Genomic DNA, 13,533 nt, shown 5'->3' on the forward strand with positions numbered 1-13,533 from the left:
TCTTCAATGGTTGGCGGCGCCGGATCATTCCCCGCGGCCGTCAGCGCGCATGGGACAAACTGCGGCGGTCCGAAGCCGATGGGGTAAAACTAAGACTATGGAACCTGTGGACACCGACGCTACCGGCAAGGCAGATCACGACGGCGAACCCTCCTCCGACACGCCGGCTCCGGCCGGGTCCGCCAACGTCCCCACCCTGGCTGAGCTGCTCCTCGCAGTGGAGGAGTTGTGGCCCGAATCGCTGGCGGAGGGCTGGGACGAGGTAGGGCTGGTGGCAGGCCACCCGTCCGCGGCCGTGTCCAAGGTGATGTTCGCGGTGGATCCCACGCTGGAAGTCATCGAGGAAGCCGTTGAGTGGGGAGCCGAGCTGCTCATCACGCACCACCCGCTGTTGCTCAAGGGTGTCACGTCGGTGGCCGCCACATCGGCCAAGGGCCGGGCGGTCCACCGGCTCATCGAGTCGGGAACGGCACTGTTGACCGTGCACACCAACGGCGACTCCGCCGTCGGAGGCGTTTCCGACGTGCTGGCCGACGCCTTGGGGCTCCAGGACGCAGCCCCGCTCACGACTGCCGCCAATGGATTGCCGGAAGAAGGCATTGGGCGGGTGGGCGACCTGGCTGAAGCCATGAGCCTGGGCGACTTCGCGGCGCGCGTTTACGGGATTCTTCCGTCCGTTGCCGGGGGAGTGCGGGTCTCCGGAGACAAGGACGGACTGGTGCGGCGCATCGCCGTGTGCGGCGGTGCCGGGGACTCGCTGTTCACTGAAGTGCGGGCCAGCAACGCCGATGTCTATGTCACAGCGGACCTTCGCCACCATCCGGCGTCGGAGGCCCGCGAAGCTGCCCTCAACGGGCGGCCCTACCTGGTGGATGTTTCGCACTTCGCCAGCGAATGGCTGTGGTTGCCGGCCGCGGCCGCAGCGTTGGGCAACGTCCTCGCTGACCAGGGCCACGAGGTGGAAATCAGGGTCAGCACCACCAACACCGATCCGTGGGATTTCATCCTCACTCCCGGCTGAGTGGCGCCGGGCAAGGCGGACGGGCCAGGGGCTAGAGTCTAGGAAGCGCCGGTTCGGCGCCCGGCTCCGGCCGGAAGGGATCCAGCGGAGGTAAAAAGTGGCCAAGGCAGCACCGGCGGAACAGTTGAAGTTGCTCGAACTCCAAGGGCTCGACGCCAGGCTGAAGGGCCTCACCAACCGCCGCCGCACCCTGGAAAATGACCCGCGCATCAAGGATCTCGAGGCCGCACTTTCCGTGGCAAACGGTGAACTGGGCGCGGCCAAGGTTGCCGTCCACGACGCCGAAGCCGAGTTGAAGAGGGCGGAAGCCGACGTCGAACAGGTTGCCACACGGATCGAACGCGACGAGGCCCGGCTTAACAGCGGCACGGGCCTTTCGAAAGACTTGGTGGCCCTGCAGAAGGACATCGCCTCGCTGAACAAGCGGCGCTCAGACCTTGAAGACGCGGAACTGGAAGTCATGGAGCGGCTGGAATCGCTGCGGGAGCGGCAGGCGGCCCAGCAGCAGATCGTCGATGACATCCAGGGCTCCTTCGGCACCATCCGCGCTGAACTGGATGCTGCCCTCGCCGAGGTGGAAACCGAAGCCGCAGGGCTGCGCGCCCAGCGTGACGAATTCGCTGCCGGCCTGGACGCGGCCCTGCTGGCGGTCTACGAAAAGACCCTGGCAAAGCGCGGAGTGGGCGCGGCGCGGCTCTTCCATGGCACCTCGGAGGCCTCCGGCATGAAGCTCAGTCCCGGCGACCTCGCCGAGATTAAGGCTGCCGCTTCCGACGAGATCGTCTTTTGCCCGGACTCCGGCGCCATCCTGGTCCGCTCCGACGAGTGGTCCTGAGCGCCCGGTAGCCTGGCCCGGGCTGCACCAGCCTGGCGGGTCAGCCCGCCAAGATGATGTTAAGGGCGTGCGGCTTCCGGGCGGTGCCTGGCACGAGCTCGGCATCCCACTTTTCGCTTGCAGCCTTGAGAAGGTCCGACGGCGCGGCCGGGGCTTTTCCACGGCGCACCAGCAGGTGCCGCGCCAGTTCGCCGCGGGTGTGCTTGGCGAAGTGGCTCACCACCTTGCGGACCCCGCCGGTCTCGGTGAAGACGTTCACCGAGACCGTCTGTTCCGGCGGGGGAGCCCACGCCGCCGCATAGGTGCTGGAGCGGCAGTCCACCAGCAGGTGTCCCTGTGCGGCGGCGCCCAAAGTATCGCCGAGCTGCCCCTTCCAGAACGGAGCCAGCCGGCCGACGTCGGGCAAGGCTGTCCCCATGGACAATCGGTAGGCGGGAACGCTGTCGTTAAAGCGCAGGGCTCCCCATAGCGCAGAGATCACCAGGATGGACTCATCGGCCTTGCGACGCTGGGCCGGCGTCAAGGTCCGGTAGCCCAAAGCGTCGTACAGGACACCGGAATAGATGCTGTGTGCCGGCGCCGCTGGTTCGGCGTGCAGGCGCGTGTTGCGTTCGACGTCGTCACGCAATGATGCGCCCACACCCAGCAAGGCGAGGGCGTCCTGGTGCGCGCTGACCGTCCCCAATGCCTCAAGGACCTTGGCCCGGTAGGGGTTGAGCTCGGGAAAGCCCAGGGTGGACCAGTCGACGGCGGAACCCCTCAGCGCGGGCGTCTTGCCTTCGGAGGGAGGAAGCAGAATCAGCACCGTCCGATCCTACCGGCGACGAAGACGGCCGGCGGCGCCGGTAGACTGGACGCGGATGGGACAGCCAGACGGCCGCGCGCCACGCAAGTGGCTCGAGGAACGTCCGGGCTCCGCAGGGCAGGGTGGTGGGTAACGCCCACTCGGGGTAACCCGCAGGCCAGTGCCACAGAAAACAGACCGCCTGCATTCCGGCTTTGGCCGGAAGGGCAGGTAAGGGTGAAACGGTGGTGTAAGAGACCACCAGCTTTCCGGGTGACCGGGAAGGCTAGGTAAACCCCACCCGGAGCAAGGCCAGACAGGACACGTTCGAGGGCTGCCCGCCCGAGTGTCCGGGTAGGCCGCTGGAGGGTGCCGGCAACGGTACTCGTAGATGGATGGCCGTCGCTCCCATTTCCGGTAACGGAAGGGGAGAACAGAACCCGGCGTACCGGCTGTCCCATCCGCAAACCGCGTTTGACCACGGGCAACGCGTCGGGGATGCTGAACCGTGCCCGTAATTCCCGAACCCCGCCCCGCACTCGCCGCGGGCGTTCCCGGCGCCCGTTCCCAAGGCATTGCGCTCGCCGGTTTCCTGGGCCTTTCCGCCCTGGCCTGGATCCTCGCCTCGGTTCCGATCGCCCTCAACTCCAATGGCTGGTACGCAACGTCGCTGAAAGCGCCGTGGATGCCGCCGTCGTGGATGTTCCGGACCACCTGGATGGTGCTGTACACCGGCGTGGCCGCTGCTGCCTGGCTGGTCTGGCGCAAGGGCGGGCTCACCGGAGGCACCCTGGTTGGCTATGCAGCGCAGCTGGTGCTGAACACCGCGTGGCCGGTGACCTTCTTCGCGCTGTACCCAATGCTCGGAGCGGTGGCCCTGTGGTCTGCCTTCGCGGTCATCTGTGCCCTCACCGCAACCCTGGGGTTCCTCATCCTGAAGTTCGGACCAGTGGACGCCGCCGCCGGATACCTGGTGCTGCCGTACTTTTCCTGGCTGGTGTTTTCGGCCAGCCTGAACCTGTACTCGGCCATCAACAACTGATGCGCCGCCGGCATCACAGGCGCGATGGGGGCGTGTGAGTGATTTCACGCAGCGTAAGCGTGTTCCCCGGAGCGGGCCAAATTAGAATGGATCCCGGACGCAGGAGTTCTACCGCCGAAGTTGCGTTCGCAGCCGGCGGTTTTTCTTTGCACGCGATCCAGGTGCCTGGGGGCCATCCCTGCAGGTGCCGGTGCCCCTGGACATCATCAGGTGGCCTACATCCGTGTACGAGGACGTACACGGCTGAACCGAGGAAGGTATTTCTGTGAGCCAGACGTCTGATTCTTGTCTTGATACGTGGATGGGCCGGGAGGCCCTTGCCGAGGCCATGATCCCGGTCATTGGCAGGCTGTACCGCGAAAACAACGTGGTGACCAGCATCCACGGCCGGAGCCTGATCAACAAGTCCACCATGAACATTCTCAAGGCACACCGCTTTGCGCGCCGGATGGCCAAGGACGAACTGCTCCTGGAGGAGACCGCACCGCTGCTGAACACCCTGGCCGGGCTCGAGCTGGGCGCCGCCGCTATCGACATCGCCCGGTTGAACCAGAAGTTCAAGGAAGAAGGCAACGGCGCCTCCCTTGAAGAGTTCCTCCGGGCCGAACTGGCCGAGATCGTAGGCAAGCGGGGCGGCGACGACCGCACCAGCACCGACGTCGTGCTCTACGGTTTTGGCCGCATCGGACGGCTCCTGGCACGCCTCCTCATCGAAAAGGCCGGTGGCGGCCACGGCCTGCGCCTGCGCGCCATCGTGGTGCGCCGTGGCTCCGATAACGACCTCTCCAAGCGCGCCAGCCTGCTGCGCCGCGACTCCGTCCACGGCTCCTTCGAGGGCACCATCCGGATCGACGAGGAAGCCAACACCATCACGGCCAACGGTGTCCGGATCCAGGTCATCTACTCGAACGACCCCGCCGCCATCGACTACACGGCCTACGGAATCAACAACGCCCTGGTGGTGGACAACACCGGCCGCTGGCGCGACGCCGAGGGGCTGGGCCAGCACCTGCAGAGCAAGGGCGTTGCCCGGGTCCTGCTGACCGCTCCCGGCAAGGGTGAACTGAAGAACATCGTCCACGGCATCAACCACCGGGACATCACCGATTCGGACAAGATCGTCTCCGCGGCCTCCTGCACCACCAACGCCATCACCCCGGTCCTGAAGGCCATCAACGACAAGTTCGGCGTGGTCCACGGCCACGTGGAAACCGTCCACTCCTTCACCAACGACCAGAACCTGATCGACAACTTCCACAAGGGCGACCGCCGCGGCCGTTCCGCAGCGCTGAACATGGTCATCACCGAAACCGGTGCCGCCAAGGCTGTGGCCAAGGCCCTGCCCGAACTCCTGGGCAAGCTCACCGGAAGCTCCATCCGCGTCCCCACTCCGGATGTGTCGCTGGCCATCCTGAACCTCACCCTCGAGCACGGCACCACCAAGGACGAGGTCAACAACTACCTGCGCGAGATGTCGCTGCACTCGGACCTGCGCAAGCAGATCGACTACATCGATTCGCCCGAGGTCGTCTCCACCGACTTCGTTGGTTCACGCCGCGCCGGCATCGTGGACGGCCTGGCCACCGTGTCCACCGACAAGAACCTGGTTCTCTACGTTTGGTACGACAACGAGTTCGGCTACAGCTGCCAGGTGGTCCGGGTCATGGAGGAAATGGCAGGCGTCAACCCGCCGTCGTTCCCCGCCAAGGAAAGCGCCGCGGCGCTGGCCGCCATCGCTGTCTAACGAGTCCGTCACGTCCTGCGAATTCCCGGCTGGTTCTCTGGAATCAGTCGGGATTCGGGACCAGACTGGTGGCATGGACAACGAATCGACTCTTCAGCACGAAACCACCCTCGAACACGCCCTGGACGTAGCCAAGGCCAACCATAAGGAAGCCGTCCGGCTGCTGGAACGGGCCCGCGCCGGGCAGAAGACCGGCGATGTTTCCGACGAGCGGGTACGCCAGTTGGAGGGACTGTTGGCCATCGCCGAGGAGGACCTCCGAAGGGTCACCCGGGAGCAGTAACCACGGACTGACCGCCCGGCCGTGTGACCCATCACTCGTCCCCAACAGTGTGGATATCAACGGCCGGACGTGCCCTTCGTTCTAGGCTCGTGGGGTGCCCGACTATTTCCTTCCGCCGTCCACTCCGTGACCATCAGCTGGTCCGCCTACCGCCGTGCGCGCCGCCGTTCCCGGCAGGCGTGGGCAATGCTCATCACCGCGGCTGCCGCCATCCTTGCAGCGCTCTTCTGGTTCTTCACCGCCGGCCAGTTCGCCGCGGCCGGGCCCGCGCAGCAAGGACCAACGGAGGTACCTGTCTTTGACGCCGCGTGGATGAAACCGGTGCAGGAGCCCCATCCCGTACCGGCCGGGACCGCTGCCTCGGCGCTGGAGGGCCTTGCGGTGAAGGGCCGGGCACCGAACACCGATTACAGCCGGGAGGCTTTCGGCCAGGCCTGGCTCGATGTTGACCGGAACGGCTGCGACACCCGCAATGACATCCTGCGCAGGGACCTCGCTGGTGTGGTCTTCGCCGAAGGATCCACGTGCAAGGTTACTTCCGGGCACTTCCGCGAACCCTACACGGGCCAGGACCTCGACTTCCGCCGCGGTTCCGACAGCAGCCGAGCGGTCCAGATCGACCATGTGGTTGCACTGGGCGATGCCTGGCAAAAGGGAGCCCAGGGGCTGGGGCCGAAGGAGCGCCAAAGCCTGGCCAATGACCCCCTGAACCTTGTTGCCGCCGACGGCGCTGCCAACCAGCAAAAAAGCGCGGGGGATGCGGCCACCTGGCTGCCGAAAAACACGGCCATCCGCTGCCATTATGTTGCGCGCCAAATCTCGGTGAAGGCTGCTTACGGGCTCTGGGTGACAGCGGCCGAAAAGGATGCCATGAAGCGCGTCCTCTCATCCTGCCCGCAGCAGCAGACCATCAGGGTCCAGCAGACAGCCACTGCCCGCTGAGCGACGCCCTGTCCAGGGGGCATGGGCCTTTGCGTATCAGTGGAAAGCCTTTGGGGTTCAGTGGCCGAACGGGTCGGGATCCACGCCGGGCATCCACGTCAGCCCGGGTACGCCCCATCCGTTCTTCTTGGCCTGTTTCATGGCCTTCCGGGAGTAGCGGTCCATCAGGCGGTTGACGTACAGCTTGCCGTCCAGATGGTCGTATTCGTGCTGGATGACCCTGGCGAACCAACCCGTCGCTTCGAATTTCACCGGGTTCCCGTCCCCGTCGAAGCCTTCCACCCGTGCCCACTCTGCCCGCTTGAGCGGATACTGCTCGCCGGGGAAGGACAGGCAGCCCTCTTCCTCCTCGTCGGGGTCGGGAGCGGCACCGGAGACCTTGGACAGGGTCAGGACGGGATTCACGACGACGCCGGTTGGGGGAGCGCCGTCGTCGTTGGCGTACTTGTACACGAAGATCCGCTTGCCCACGCCGATCTGCGGGGCGGCGAGGCCCACGCCGTTGGCGGCGTCGTTGGTCTCGAACATGTCGGCAATCAGGGTGCGCAGTTCGTCATCGAATACCTCCACCTCGCTGGCGCGCCGGTGCAGGACGGGTTCGCCCCAAATGGTGATCGGCAGAACAGTCATATCAGTAGTCCTTCGGCTTCGCGGTGTCCCCGGCTGCAGTGCACGTGCCCCGGTGGGGCACAACAAAGGAGGCCGCACCGGATATCCGGTGCGGCCTCCTTTGTTGACGGCTGCATGTGCCGCCCCGTGAGGGTGAGCGACGGGGGTTGAACCCGCGACCTCCTGGACCACAACCAGGCGCTCTGCCAACTGAGCTACGCCCACCATGTGCCTCAGGGGATGTCCGCTGTAGCGGCTCCCCGGAAACGCAACTCAAATAGCTTACCTGCTCGGAAGGGGTGCTTTGTCCACTTTCTGCGATTTGGGGCAAAATTCATCGAAACGTGGCGCAGATTACTCCGCGGACTGTGCGGCGGCGTCCCCGTTGACGATCCCTTGGGCGATTTTCTGAGCCGTGGCACTGTCCGGTCCGGGCGCGGGCACGAAGACCGCTTCGCGGTAGTACCGCAGCTCGTCGATGGAATCCTTGATGTCTCCGAGTGCGCGGTGGCCACCCTTTTTTGCGGGGGACTGGAAGTAGGCCCTGGCGTACCAGCGGCGCGACAACTCCTTGATTGTGCTGACGTCGATCACCCGGTAGTGCAGGTGTTCCACCACGGCCGGCATGTCCCGTGACAGGAACACGCGGTCAGTTCCCACGGAGTTGCCGCCCAGCGGTGCTTTCCGCGGATCCGGAACCCAGGCGGAGATGTACTCCATCACGGCGGCCTCCGCTTCTGCCATGGTCCTGCCGTGCGGGAGTTCCGCAAGCAGCCCGGACTTGGTGTGCATGTCCCGAACAAAATCGGACATTTGCGCCACCGCTGCATCGTCGGGTTTGATCACCACGTCCACGCCGTCACCCAGGATGTTCAATTCCGAATCGGTGACCAGGGCTGCCACCTCAATGAGGGCGTCATTCTTGATGTCCAGACCGGTCATTTCGCAGTCGATCCAGACGATTCGTTCGTTAGATATAGGCACCGGACCAGCCTACCGTTACACTTCCGGACGCCCTGCCGATGCTAGGATTTCGGGTACGCGGCGGGTCGCCCTTCGGCCCTGAACCATGTCCCGGCCCGGCCCGCATGGCTTGCCGGGCGAACAGCGGAAACGCAAGAAGATTGGACGATCCTGAGATGACGGCGCCTGTGCCCATAACGGGGGAGATGGCGGCGGCCGGCATTGCCCGGGAGGGCAAAGCCGAGGTGGACAATCCACGCTCACCCCTGCTTGCCGGTTTCGTGGGCTCCATGTTCATGCTGGTCGGATCCATGGGCGTGGGCTGGCTGGCGCCTGTCTCGGAACTCCGCCGCATGCCCCTCTTCATCTGGATGCGCACCGAAGCCCCGGGAGTGGCGCTGTCCATCATCCTGGTGGCCGTAGGCGGGATGCTCCTGGTGCGCGCGTGGCTGCGGCTCGGCCAGAAGGTCCGCGTGTGGGGCAACCAGGCGCGGAAGGCAACCTTGGCCGCTGTGGTGGCCTGGGGTCTTCCGATGATGTTCAGCGTGCCGCTGTTCAGCCGCGACGTTTACGCCTATATCGGGCAGGGCCGCCTCATGGTGGAGGGGTTCAACCCGTATGAAAACGGCATCTCTGCCCTGTCCAACTACTTCCAGCTCGGCGCAGACAAGATGTGGACTGAAGCGCCTGTTCCCTACGGCCAGCTGTTCCTGTGGATCGAGCAGTTCGTCGTCTGGGTCACCAATGTCCAGCCGGAGGCCTGCGTCATGCTCTTCCGGCTGGTGGCGCTGGCCGGCGTGGTGCTGTGCGTCTTTTATGTCCCCCGGCTCGCCGAACTGCACGGCGTCAACCCGCACCGGGCCCTCTGGCTCACTGTGGCCAACCCGCTCTTCCTGACCAACTTCATCGCCAGCGTCCACAACGACTCCCTGATGATCGGGCTGGCCCTGGCCGGGCTGTACTACTCAGCCACCCGGCGGCAGCTTCGCGGCATCCTGCTGGTGACCCTGTCCATTGCGGTAAAGCCCATCACCATTGTCTTCCTGCCGTTCATTGGACTGTTGTGGGCAGGCAAGAATGCCGGGTGGCTGCGGAAGGTGGCGTTCTGGGCGCTGACGGCAGGACTCAGCCTGGGTCTCCTGACTGCGATGAGCATGGTTAACGGGTTCGGCTTCGGGTGGATCAATGGGCTGTCCGCCCCGGGCAGCATCTCCATTTGGTACGCCCCCGTCGGGTTGATCGGCCAAGTGGTGGGGTCCCTGGCGACTGCGTTGGGCTTTGACGGGTCGGTACCCGCGGGATGGGTGTTCGACGCCGGGAAGCTGCTTGCCGTGGGCATCATCGCCTGGCAAATCTTCAAGGGTGATTACGACAGGCTGATGCGCCGCCTGACGCTTTCCCTGGCCGCAGTGGTCCTGCTGGCCCCCATCATCCAGTCCTGGTACGTCGTCTGGCTGATACCGCTTTTCGCCGTGACGGGCATTCGTAATGACTGGCAGGTCAAGGCACTGTACTTTGTGGTGTCGTTCTTCATGATCTATGCCATCTCGGATCAGCTGGACGTCTTCCCGTACCTCCAGACCCAGGACCTGGGCTTCGCGCTGGCCTTGGCCCGCGTGGCTGCCGCGCTGACGGCCCTCCTGTTTGCCCTGTACCTGATCTTCTGGGATCCCGGCACCCGCCGGTTGTTCCGCAAGACGCACGAGCCCGTCGTCGAACGCCCGGTCATCTAGCAGCCAAGCTACTGCGGCGCGCGGGCCGTCAACCGGCGCAGGGCTTCCTTCCGCGACAGCGGGCTCATGTCCGCCTTGTGCCGGGCGACAAATCCCTCCACCCACTCCGGCGCCGTCTTGGCGTACTCGCGCAGCGCCCAGCCGATCGCCTTCCTGATAAAGAACTCCCTGTCTGCGAGGTTCGGCTCAATGACGGCGGCGAGCAGCTCCGGATCGGTGGTCTTTTTGGCCCGCAGCTGCGAGGTGATGGCGGCCCTGCGGATCCACAAGTCCGGATCCCGGCTCCACTGCCGGAGCACCTTGGACATCTCGCCGGGGTGCGAGGACAGCAGGCCGCAGATGCGGCCGGACACACCGTCGGCGAAATCCCACCATGCGCCGGTCCGGATGATCTCCTCATAGACCGGCAGCATGTCCAGGTCCCCGGCCAGCACCCCGTGTGCCGTGAGGTCGATCGCGGCGTAGCGCTCCTCCCGGAAGGTGGAACTCCTCCACAGCTCCAGGACCGTGGCGCGCAGCTGTCCGGCAGAGGCCGGTGGAAACTCCCGGGCAGCCCTCGCGGCGATGTGCCGGACTTCGGGAACCCGCACACCCAGGGAGGGCAGTGAGGACTTCATGTACGCCTGGGCGCCTGCCGCCCGCGCCGGGTCGGCGAGCTCCCGCAGCGCCCCACGGATGGCGGCAACAAGGTCCTGGTCAGCAGCCTCTTCCATGAGCGCCACTTTAGCCAGTATTGCACCGGGGTGTACGGTACGCTGGTGAGCGCTAACACATACTGAAGCAGAGGGAACCCATGCCCGGAACAGAAGTCCACCTGGCCCACGGAGCCTACTCCGCCGTCGTGACCGTCCGGGGGGGAGCGCTTCGCGAGCTGCGCCATGGCGACAGGGACCTGGTGGTGGGCTTCGGCCCGGACGGCCCCGTTCCCGACTACAAGGGAGTCATCTGCGCCCCTTGGCCCAACCGGCTTGCGGACGGGACCTACACCTACGCCGGAAAGTCCTATGCTGCGGCCGTCAACGAACCGGAACGCGGCTCCGCCCTCCACGGCCTGGCGATCCACCGGGTGTGGGAGGTTAAGGAAGTGGCTAATGACCGGGCCGTCCTGGCATGCCACATCCCCTCCGGGCCCGACTACCCGGGCGATCTCGACCTGACCGTAACGTATGCCCTTGCAGAGGATGGCCTCCATGCGACGGTGCATGCGGTCAACACCGGTTCTGTCCCCGCCCCGTACGGGGTATGCCCGCACCCCTATCTCGTGGCAGGCGCCTCCCCGTTGGATGACTGGTCGCTGGAACTTCCTGCCCGCACCTACCTTGAGGTCACGCCCGCCCGGCTGCTGCCCATAGCCCTGCGGCAGGTTGACGGCGACGCCTTCGACTTCCGTTCGGTCCGGCGCCTGGGGCAGGTCAAGATCGACCACGCCTTTACGGATATTTCGCGCGACGGTTCCGGCCTGGCGCGGGTGCGCGTGCACGATCCGTCCGGCACCGGCGTGGAGCTTGAGTGGGGAACAGAGTGGCCCTGGGTCCAGGTGCACACCGGTGACAAGCCCATTGGCCCGGACCGGCTGGGGCTGGCCGTTGAACCCATGACCTGCCCGCCGGACGCCCTGAATTCGGGAACGGATCTGGTACACCTGCAGCCCGGCCAGTCCCATTCGGCGGCCTGGACCATCCGGGCCCTGGACTAGCGTTGGCTGGCTGCGGCGGCCACCGCGCGAGAGTCCGCCCAACCGGCACGTTCCAGCCACGCGGCACACAAGGAAGTCCACTGTTCCGGCCCTGCCTCGCCCGGGGCAAGACCCAGTCCGTGCCGTCCTTGCGGAAAGACATGGAGCTCCGCCTGGACACCGGCAGCGAATAAGGCCCTGGCGTAGTTCAGGCTGTTGCTCACCGGCACGGCTTCGTCGTCGGCGGTGTGCCAGAGGAACGCCGGAGGAGTCCCGGGAGTGACGTTCAGTTCCGCCGACAGGGCCGCCAGGAGGTTCGACGGCGGTGCGTCGCCAAGGAGGTTCGCCACCGATCCCTGGTGCGTTTCGTGGGTCAGCGACGCCACGGGGTAGCACAGCACCGTAAGGTCCGGCACCGCGGCGGGAAGGTCAAGCCCAGGATTCCCCGTGGCCGCGGCCGTGCTCAGGGTGGCGGCCAGATGTCCCCCGGCCGAGAAGCCCAGGACGCCCACCCGATCCGGGTCCACAGCGAGCCCGTGCTGCCCGCTCCGGATATACAGCATGGCTTCCTTGGCGTCTTCAAGCGGCGCTGGATGCCGGTGCGGTGCCACGCGGTAGCGCAGGACGAAGGCGTGGATGCCAAGGGAAGCGAGCCACTCCGCTACGGGTTCGGCCTCATGGTCGGCCTGCCGGGCATAGCCTCCGCCGGGGAGGACCAGGATTGCCGGCCGGGGCCCAGCGGCTTCCGGATGTGCCGGAACGGCGGTCAGCCCTCGGGGCGCCATCAGGCCGCTTCCGTGCTGCGCCGCAATGTGACCTCGCCGGTAACATCGGCGGGAAGAGCGTCGTCCGCCTCCTCGCCGTTGGGCTGTGGACCCGTGGCGCGGGTGGCAAAGCGTCCAATGTCCTCCAGCGGCAGGCGGACGGTGGAAAGGGCCGGCCGGAAGTCCCGAAGGGTTTCGATGTCGTCGAAGCCGGCGATCGCGGCGTCCCGCGGGATGCGCAACCCCTCCGCGCGGAGGGCAGCGGCTGCTCCGATGGCCATCACATCGTTGACGGCGAAAATGCAGAGCTTCTGTGCCCCCGTCCCGCCGGTCTGGGCCGCCTTGACCCGTTCGGCCAGTTGAAGCCCGGCCTCATAGCCGCCGGACCGGTTGAATGCGGTCCTGAGCACTTCGGCCGGTGCCCGCCCTGCGCGCTCCAGTCCCTCCTGGAAGCCGCGTACGCGGTCATCGGAGGTCAGAAGACCCTCGGGTCCGGCGACAATGACGAAGCCGCCGTCCCAGCCTGCCGCAAGTTCGGTGGCCAACTGGCCGGCGAGCTCTTGGTTGGGGACTTTGACCACGTGGTAACCCTCCTGGACGGTGGCACCCACCACAGGATGTCCCACGACAGCCACCTGGCCGCCGTTCCGGCAGTACCGGTCAAGCTCCGCCGCCAGTTCGGCGTTGCCGTCCTGGTCCTCCTCCCGGCAGGAGCGGGATCCGGCAATGACGATCGAGTCTGCTCGGCGGGCTGCGAAGGCGGCCACCGCTTCCTTCTCCTCCGCCGGTCCGCCCCCGGTGGTGGCCAGCAGCACCATCTTGCGCTGTTCCCTCGCGGCTTCCTGGACTCCCCGTGCGATGGCGGCAAAGTATGGGTCGGCGATATCGTGGACGATCAACCCGATCAGGCCCGAGCTGGATTTCGCCAGCCCCTGGGCCTGCGCGTTCGGAACATAGCCCAGCGAGTCCGCCGCCTGCCGCACCCGCTCGGCGATGTCCTTGCCCGGCTTGCGGGCCGAGCCGTTCAGCACGCGTGAAGCCGTGGCGGGGGAGACGCCGGCAAGGCGTGCCACCTCGGTAAGGGTACTTGCAGCCACTGCATCTCCTGGTCGTCGGTGGGGCTCAAAAGCTAAGCACA

General features: G+C 66.1%; 14 protein-coding genes, 1 tRNA gene and 1 other RNA gene. 9 read left to right on the top strand and 7 right to left on the bottom strand.

Annotated elements, in window-relative coordinates:
- Positions 1–97 precede the first annotated feature (97 nt).
- Complete coding sequence (locus tag FBY30_RS15840) at positions 98–1,021, top strand: Nif3-like dinuclear metal center hexameric protein (protein ID WP_200830705.1); 924 nt, start codon at positions 98–100, stop codon at positions 1,019–1,021.
- A gap of 97 nt (positions 1,022–1,118) precedes the next feature.
- Positions 1,119–1,856: a zinc ribbon domain-containing protein gene (locus tag FBY30_RS15845; protein ID WP_142133586.1), complete on the top strand. Its 738-nt coding sequence runs from the start codon at positions 1,119–1,121 to the stop codon at positions 1,854–1,856.
- 40 nt (positions 1,857–1,896) lie between these two features.
- Here the strand turns inward: FBY30_RS15845 and FBY30_RS15850 are convergent, their stop codons facing one another.
- Positions 1,897–2,661 (bottom strand): YaaA family protein, encoded by a 765-nt coding sequence (locus FBY30_RS15850; RefSeq protein WP_142133587.1) that lies wholly within the window; start codon positions 2,659–2,661, stop codon positions 1,897–1,899.
- A 56-nt stretch (positions 2,662–2,717) separates the two neighbouring features.
- Between FBY30_RS15850 and rnpB the strand changes: the two genes are divergently transcribed.
- The 5 genes from rnpB to FBY30_RS15875 all read left to right on the top strand — a co-directional run bounded on the left by rnpB (position 2,718) and on the right by FBY30_RS15875 (position 6,651).
- An RNA gene (rnpB, locus tag FBY30_RS15855) (RNase P RNA component class A) lies at positions 2,718–3,104 on the top strand.
- Positions 3,105–3,148: 44 nt separating this feature from the next.
- Positions 3,149–3,682 carry a TspO/MBR family protein gene (locus FBY30_RS15860; protein WP_142133588.1) on the top strand — a complete coding sequence of 178 codons (534 nt, stop codon included), beginning with the start codon at positions 3,149–3,151 and terminating at the stop codon, positions 3,680–3,682.
- A gap of 265 nt (positions 3,683–3,947) precedes the next feature.
- Positions 3,948–5,426 carry a glyceraldehyde-3-phosphate dehydrogenase gene (locus FBY30_RS15865; RefSeq protein WP_142133589.1) on the top strand — a complete coding sequence of 493 codons (1,479 nt, stop codon included), beginning with the start codon at positions 3,948–3,950 and terminating at the stop codon, positions 5,424–5,426.
- A gap of 73 nt (positions 5,427–5,499) precedes the next feature.
- Positions 5,500–5,709: a hypothetical protein gene (locus FBY30_RS15870; RefSeq protein WP_142133590.1), complete on the top strand. Its 210-nt coding sequence runs from the start codon at positions 5,500–5,502 to the stop codon at positions 5,707–5,709.
- A 126-nt stretch (positions 5,710–5,835) separates the two neighbouring features.
- A complete protein-coding gene (locus FBY30_RS15875) occupies positions 5,836–6,651 on the top strand; it encodes an HNH endonuclease family protein (protein WP_142133591.1) in 816 nt (271 codons plus the stop codon).
- 57 nt (positions 6,652–6,708) lie between these two features.
- Here FBY30_RS15875 and def read toward each other — a convergent pair whose 3' ends face one another.
- The 3 genes from def to orn form a co-directional block, all read right to left on the bottom strand.
- Positions 6,709–7,281: a peptide deformylase gene (gene def, locus FBY30_RS15880; RefSeq protein WP_142133592.1), complete on the bottom strand. Its 573-nt coding sequence runs from the start codon at positions 7,279–7,281 to the stop codon at positions 6,709–6,711.
- 131 nt (positions 7,282–7,412) lie between these two features.
- A tRNA-His gene (locus FBY30_RS15885) sits at positions 7,413–7,485 on the bottom strand.
- A gap of 129 nt (positions 7,486–7,614) precedes the next feature.
- Complete coding sequence (gene orn, locus FBY30_RS15890; RefSeq protein ID WP_142133593.1) at positions 7,615–8,244, bottom strand: oligoribonuclease; 630 nt, start codon at positions 8,242–8,244, stop codon at positions 7,615–7,617.
- A 155-nt stretch (positions 8,245–8,399) separates the two neighbouring features.
- Between orn and mptB the strand changes: the two genes are divergently transcribed.
- Positions 8,400–9,956: a polyprenol phosphomannose-dependent alpha 1,6 mannosyltransferase MptB gene (mptB, locus tag FBY30_RS15895; RefSeq protein WP_200830706.1), complete on the top strand. Its 1,557-nt coding sequence runs from the start codon at positions 8,400–8,402 to the stop codon at positions 9,954–9,956.
- 8 nt (positions 9,957–9,964) lie between these two features.
- Here mptB and FBY30_RS15900 read toward each other — a convergent pair whose 3' ends face one another.
- Positions 9,965–10,669: a DNA alkylation repair protein gene (locus FBY30_RS15900; protein WP_142133594.1), complete on the bottom strand. Its 705-nt coding sequence runs from the start codon at positions 10,667–10,669 to the stop codon at positions 9,965–9,967.
- 80 nt (positions 10,670–10,749) lie between these two features.
- On the opposite strand from FBY30_RS15900, the gene FBY30_RS15905 reads away from it, so the two are divergent.
- Positions 10,750–11,652, top strand: a complete 903-nt coding sequence (locus tag FBY30_RS15905; protein ID WP_142133595.1) for an aldose 1-epimerase family protein — start codon at positions 10,750–10,752, stop codon at positions 11,650–11,652.
- Here the strand turns inward: FBY30_RS15905 and FBY30_RS15910 are convergent.
- Positions 11,649–12,416 (bottom strand): alpha/beta hydrolase, encoded by a 768-nt coding sequence (locus FBY30_RS15910; RefSeq protein WP_142133596.1) that lies wholly within the window; start codon positions 12,414–12,416, stop codon positions 11,649–11,651. The two genes, FBY30_RS15905 and FBY30_RS15910, sit on opposite strands and share 4 nt — an antisense overlap.
- Positions 12,416–13,492 (bottom strand): LacI family DNA-binding transcriptional regulator, encoded by a 1,077-nt coding sequence (locus FBY30_RS15915; RefSeq protein ID WP_142133597.1) that lies wholly within the window; start codon positions 13,490–13,492, stop codon positions 12,416–12,418. Before FBY30_RS15915 ends, FBY30_RS15910 begins: the two co-directional genes overlap by 1 nt.
- Positions 13,493–13,533: the final 41 nt, after the last annotated feature.

This window comes from Arthrobacter sp. SLBN-83 (assembly GCF_006715285.1).
Taxonomy (GTDB): domain Bacteria; phylum Actinomycetota; class Actinomycetes; order Actinomycetales; family Micrococcaceae; genus Arthrobacter.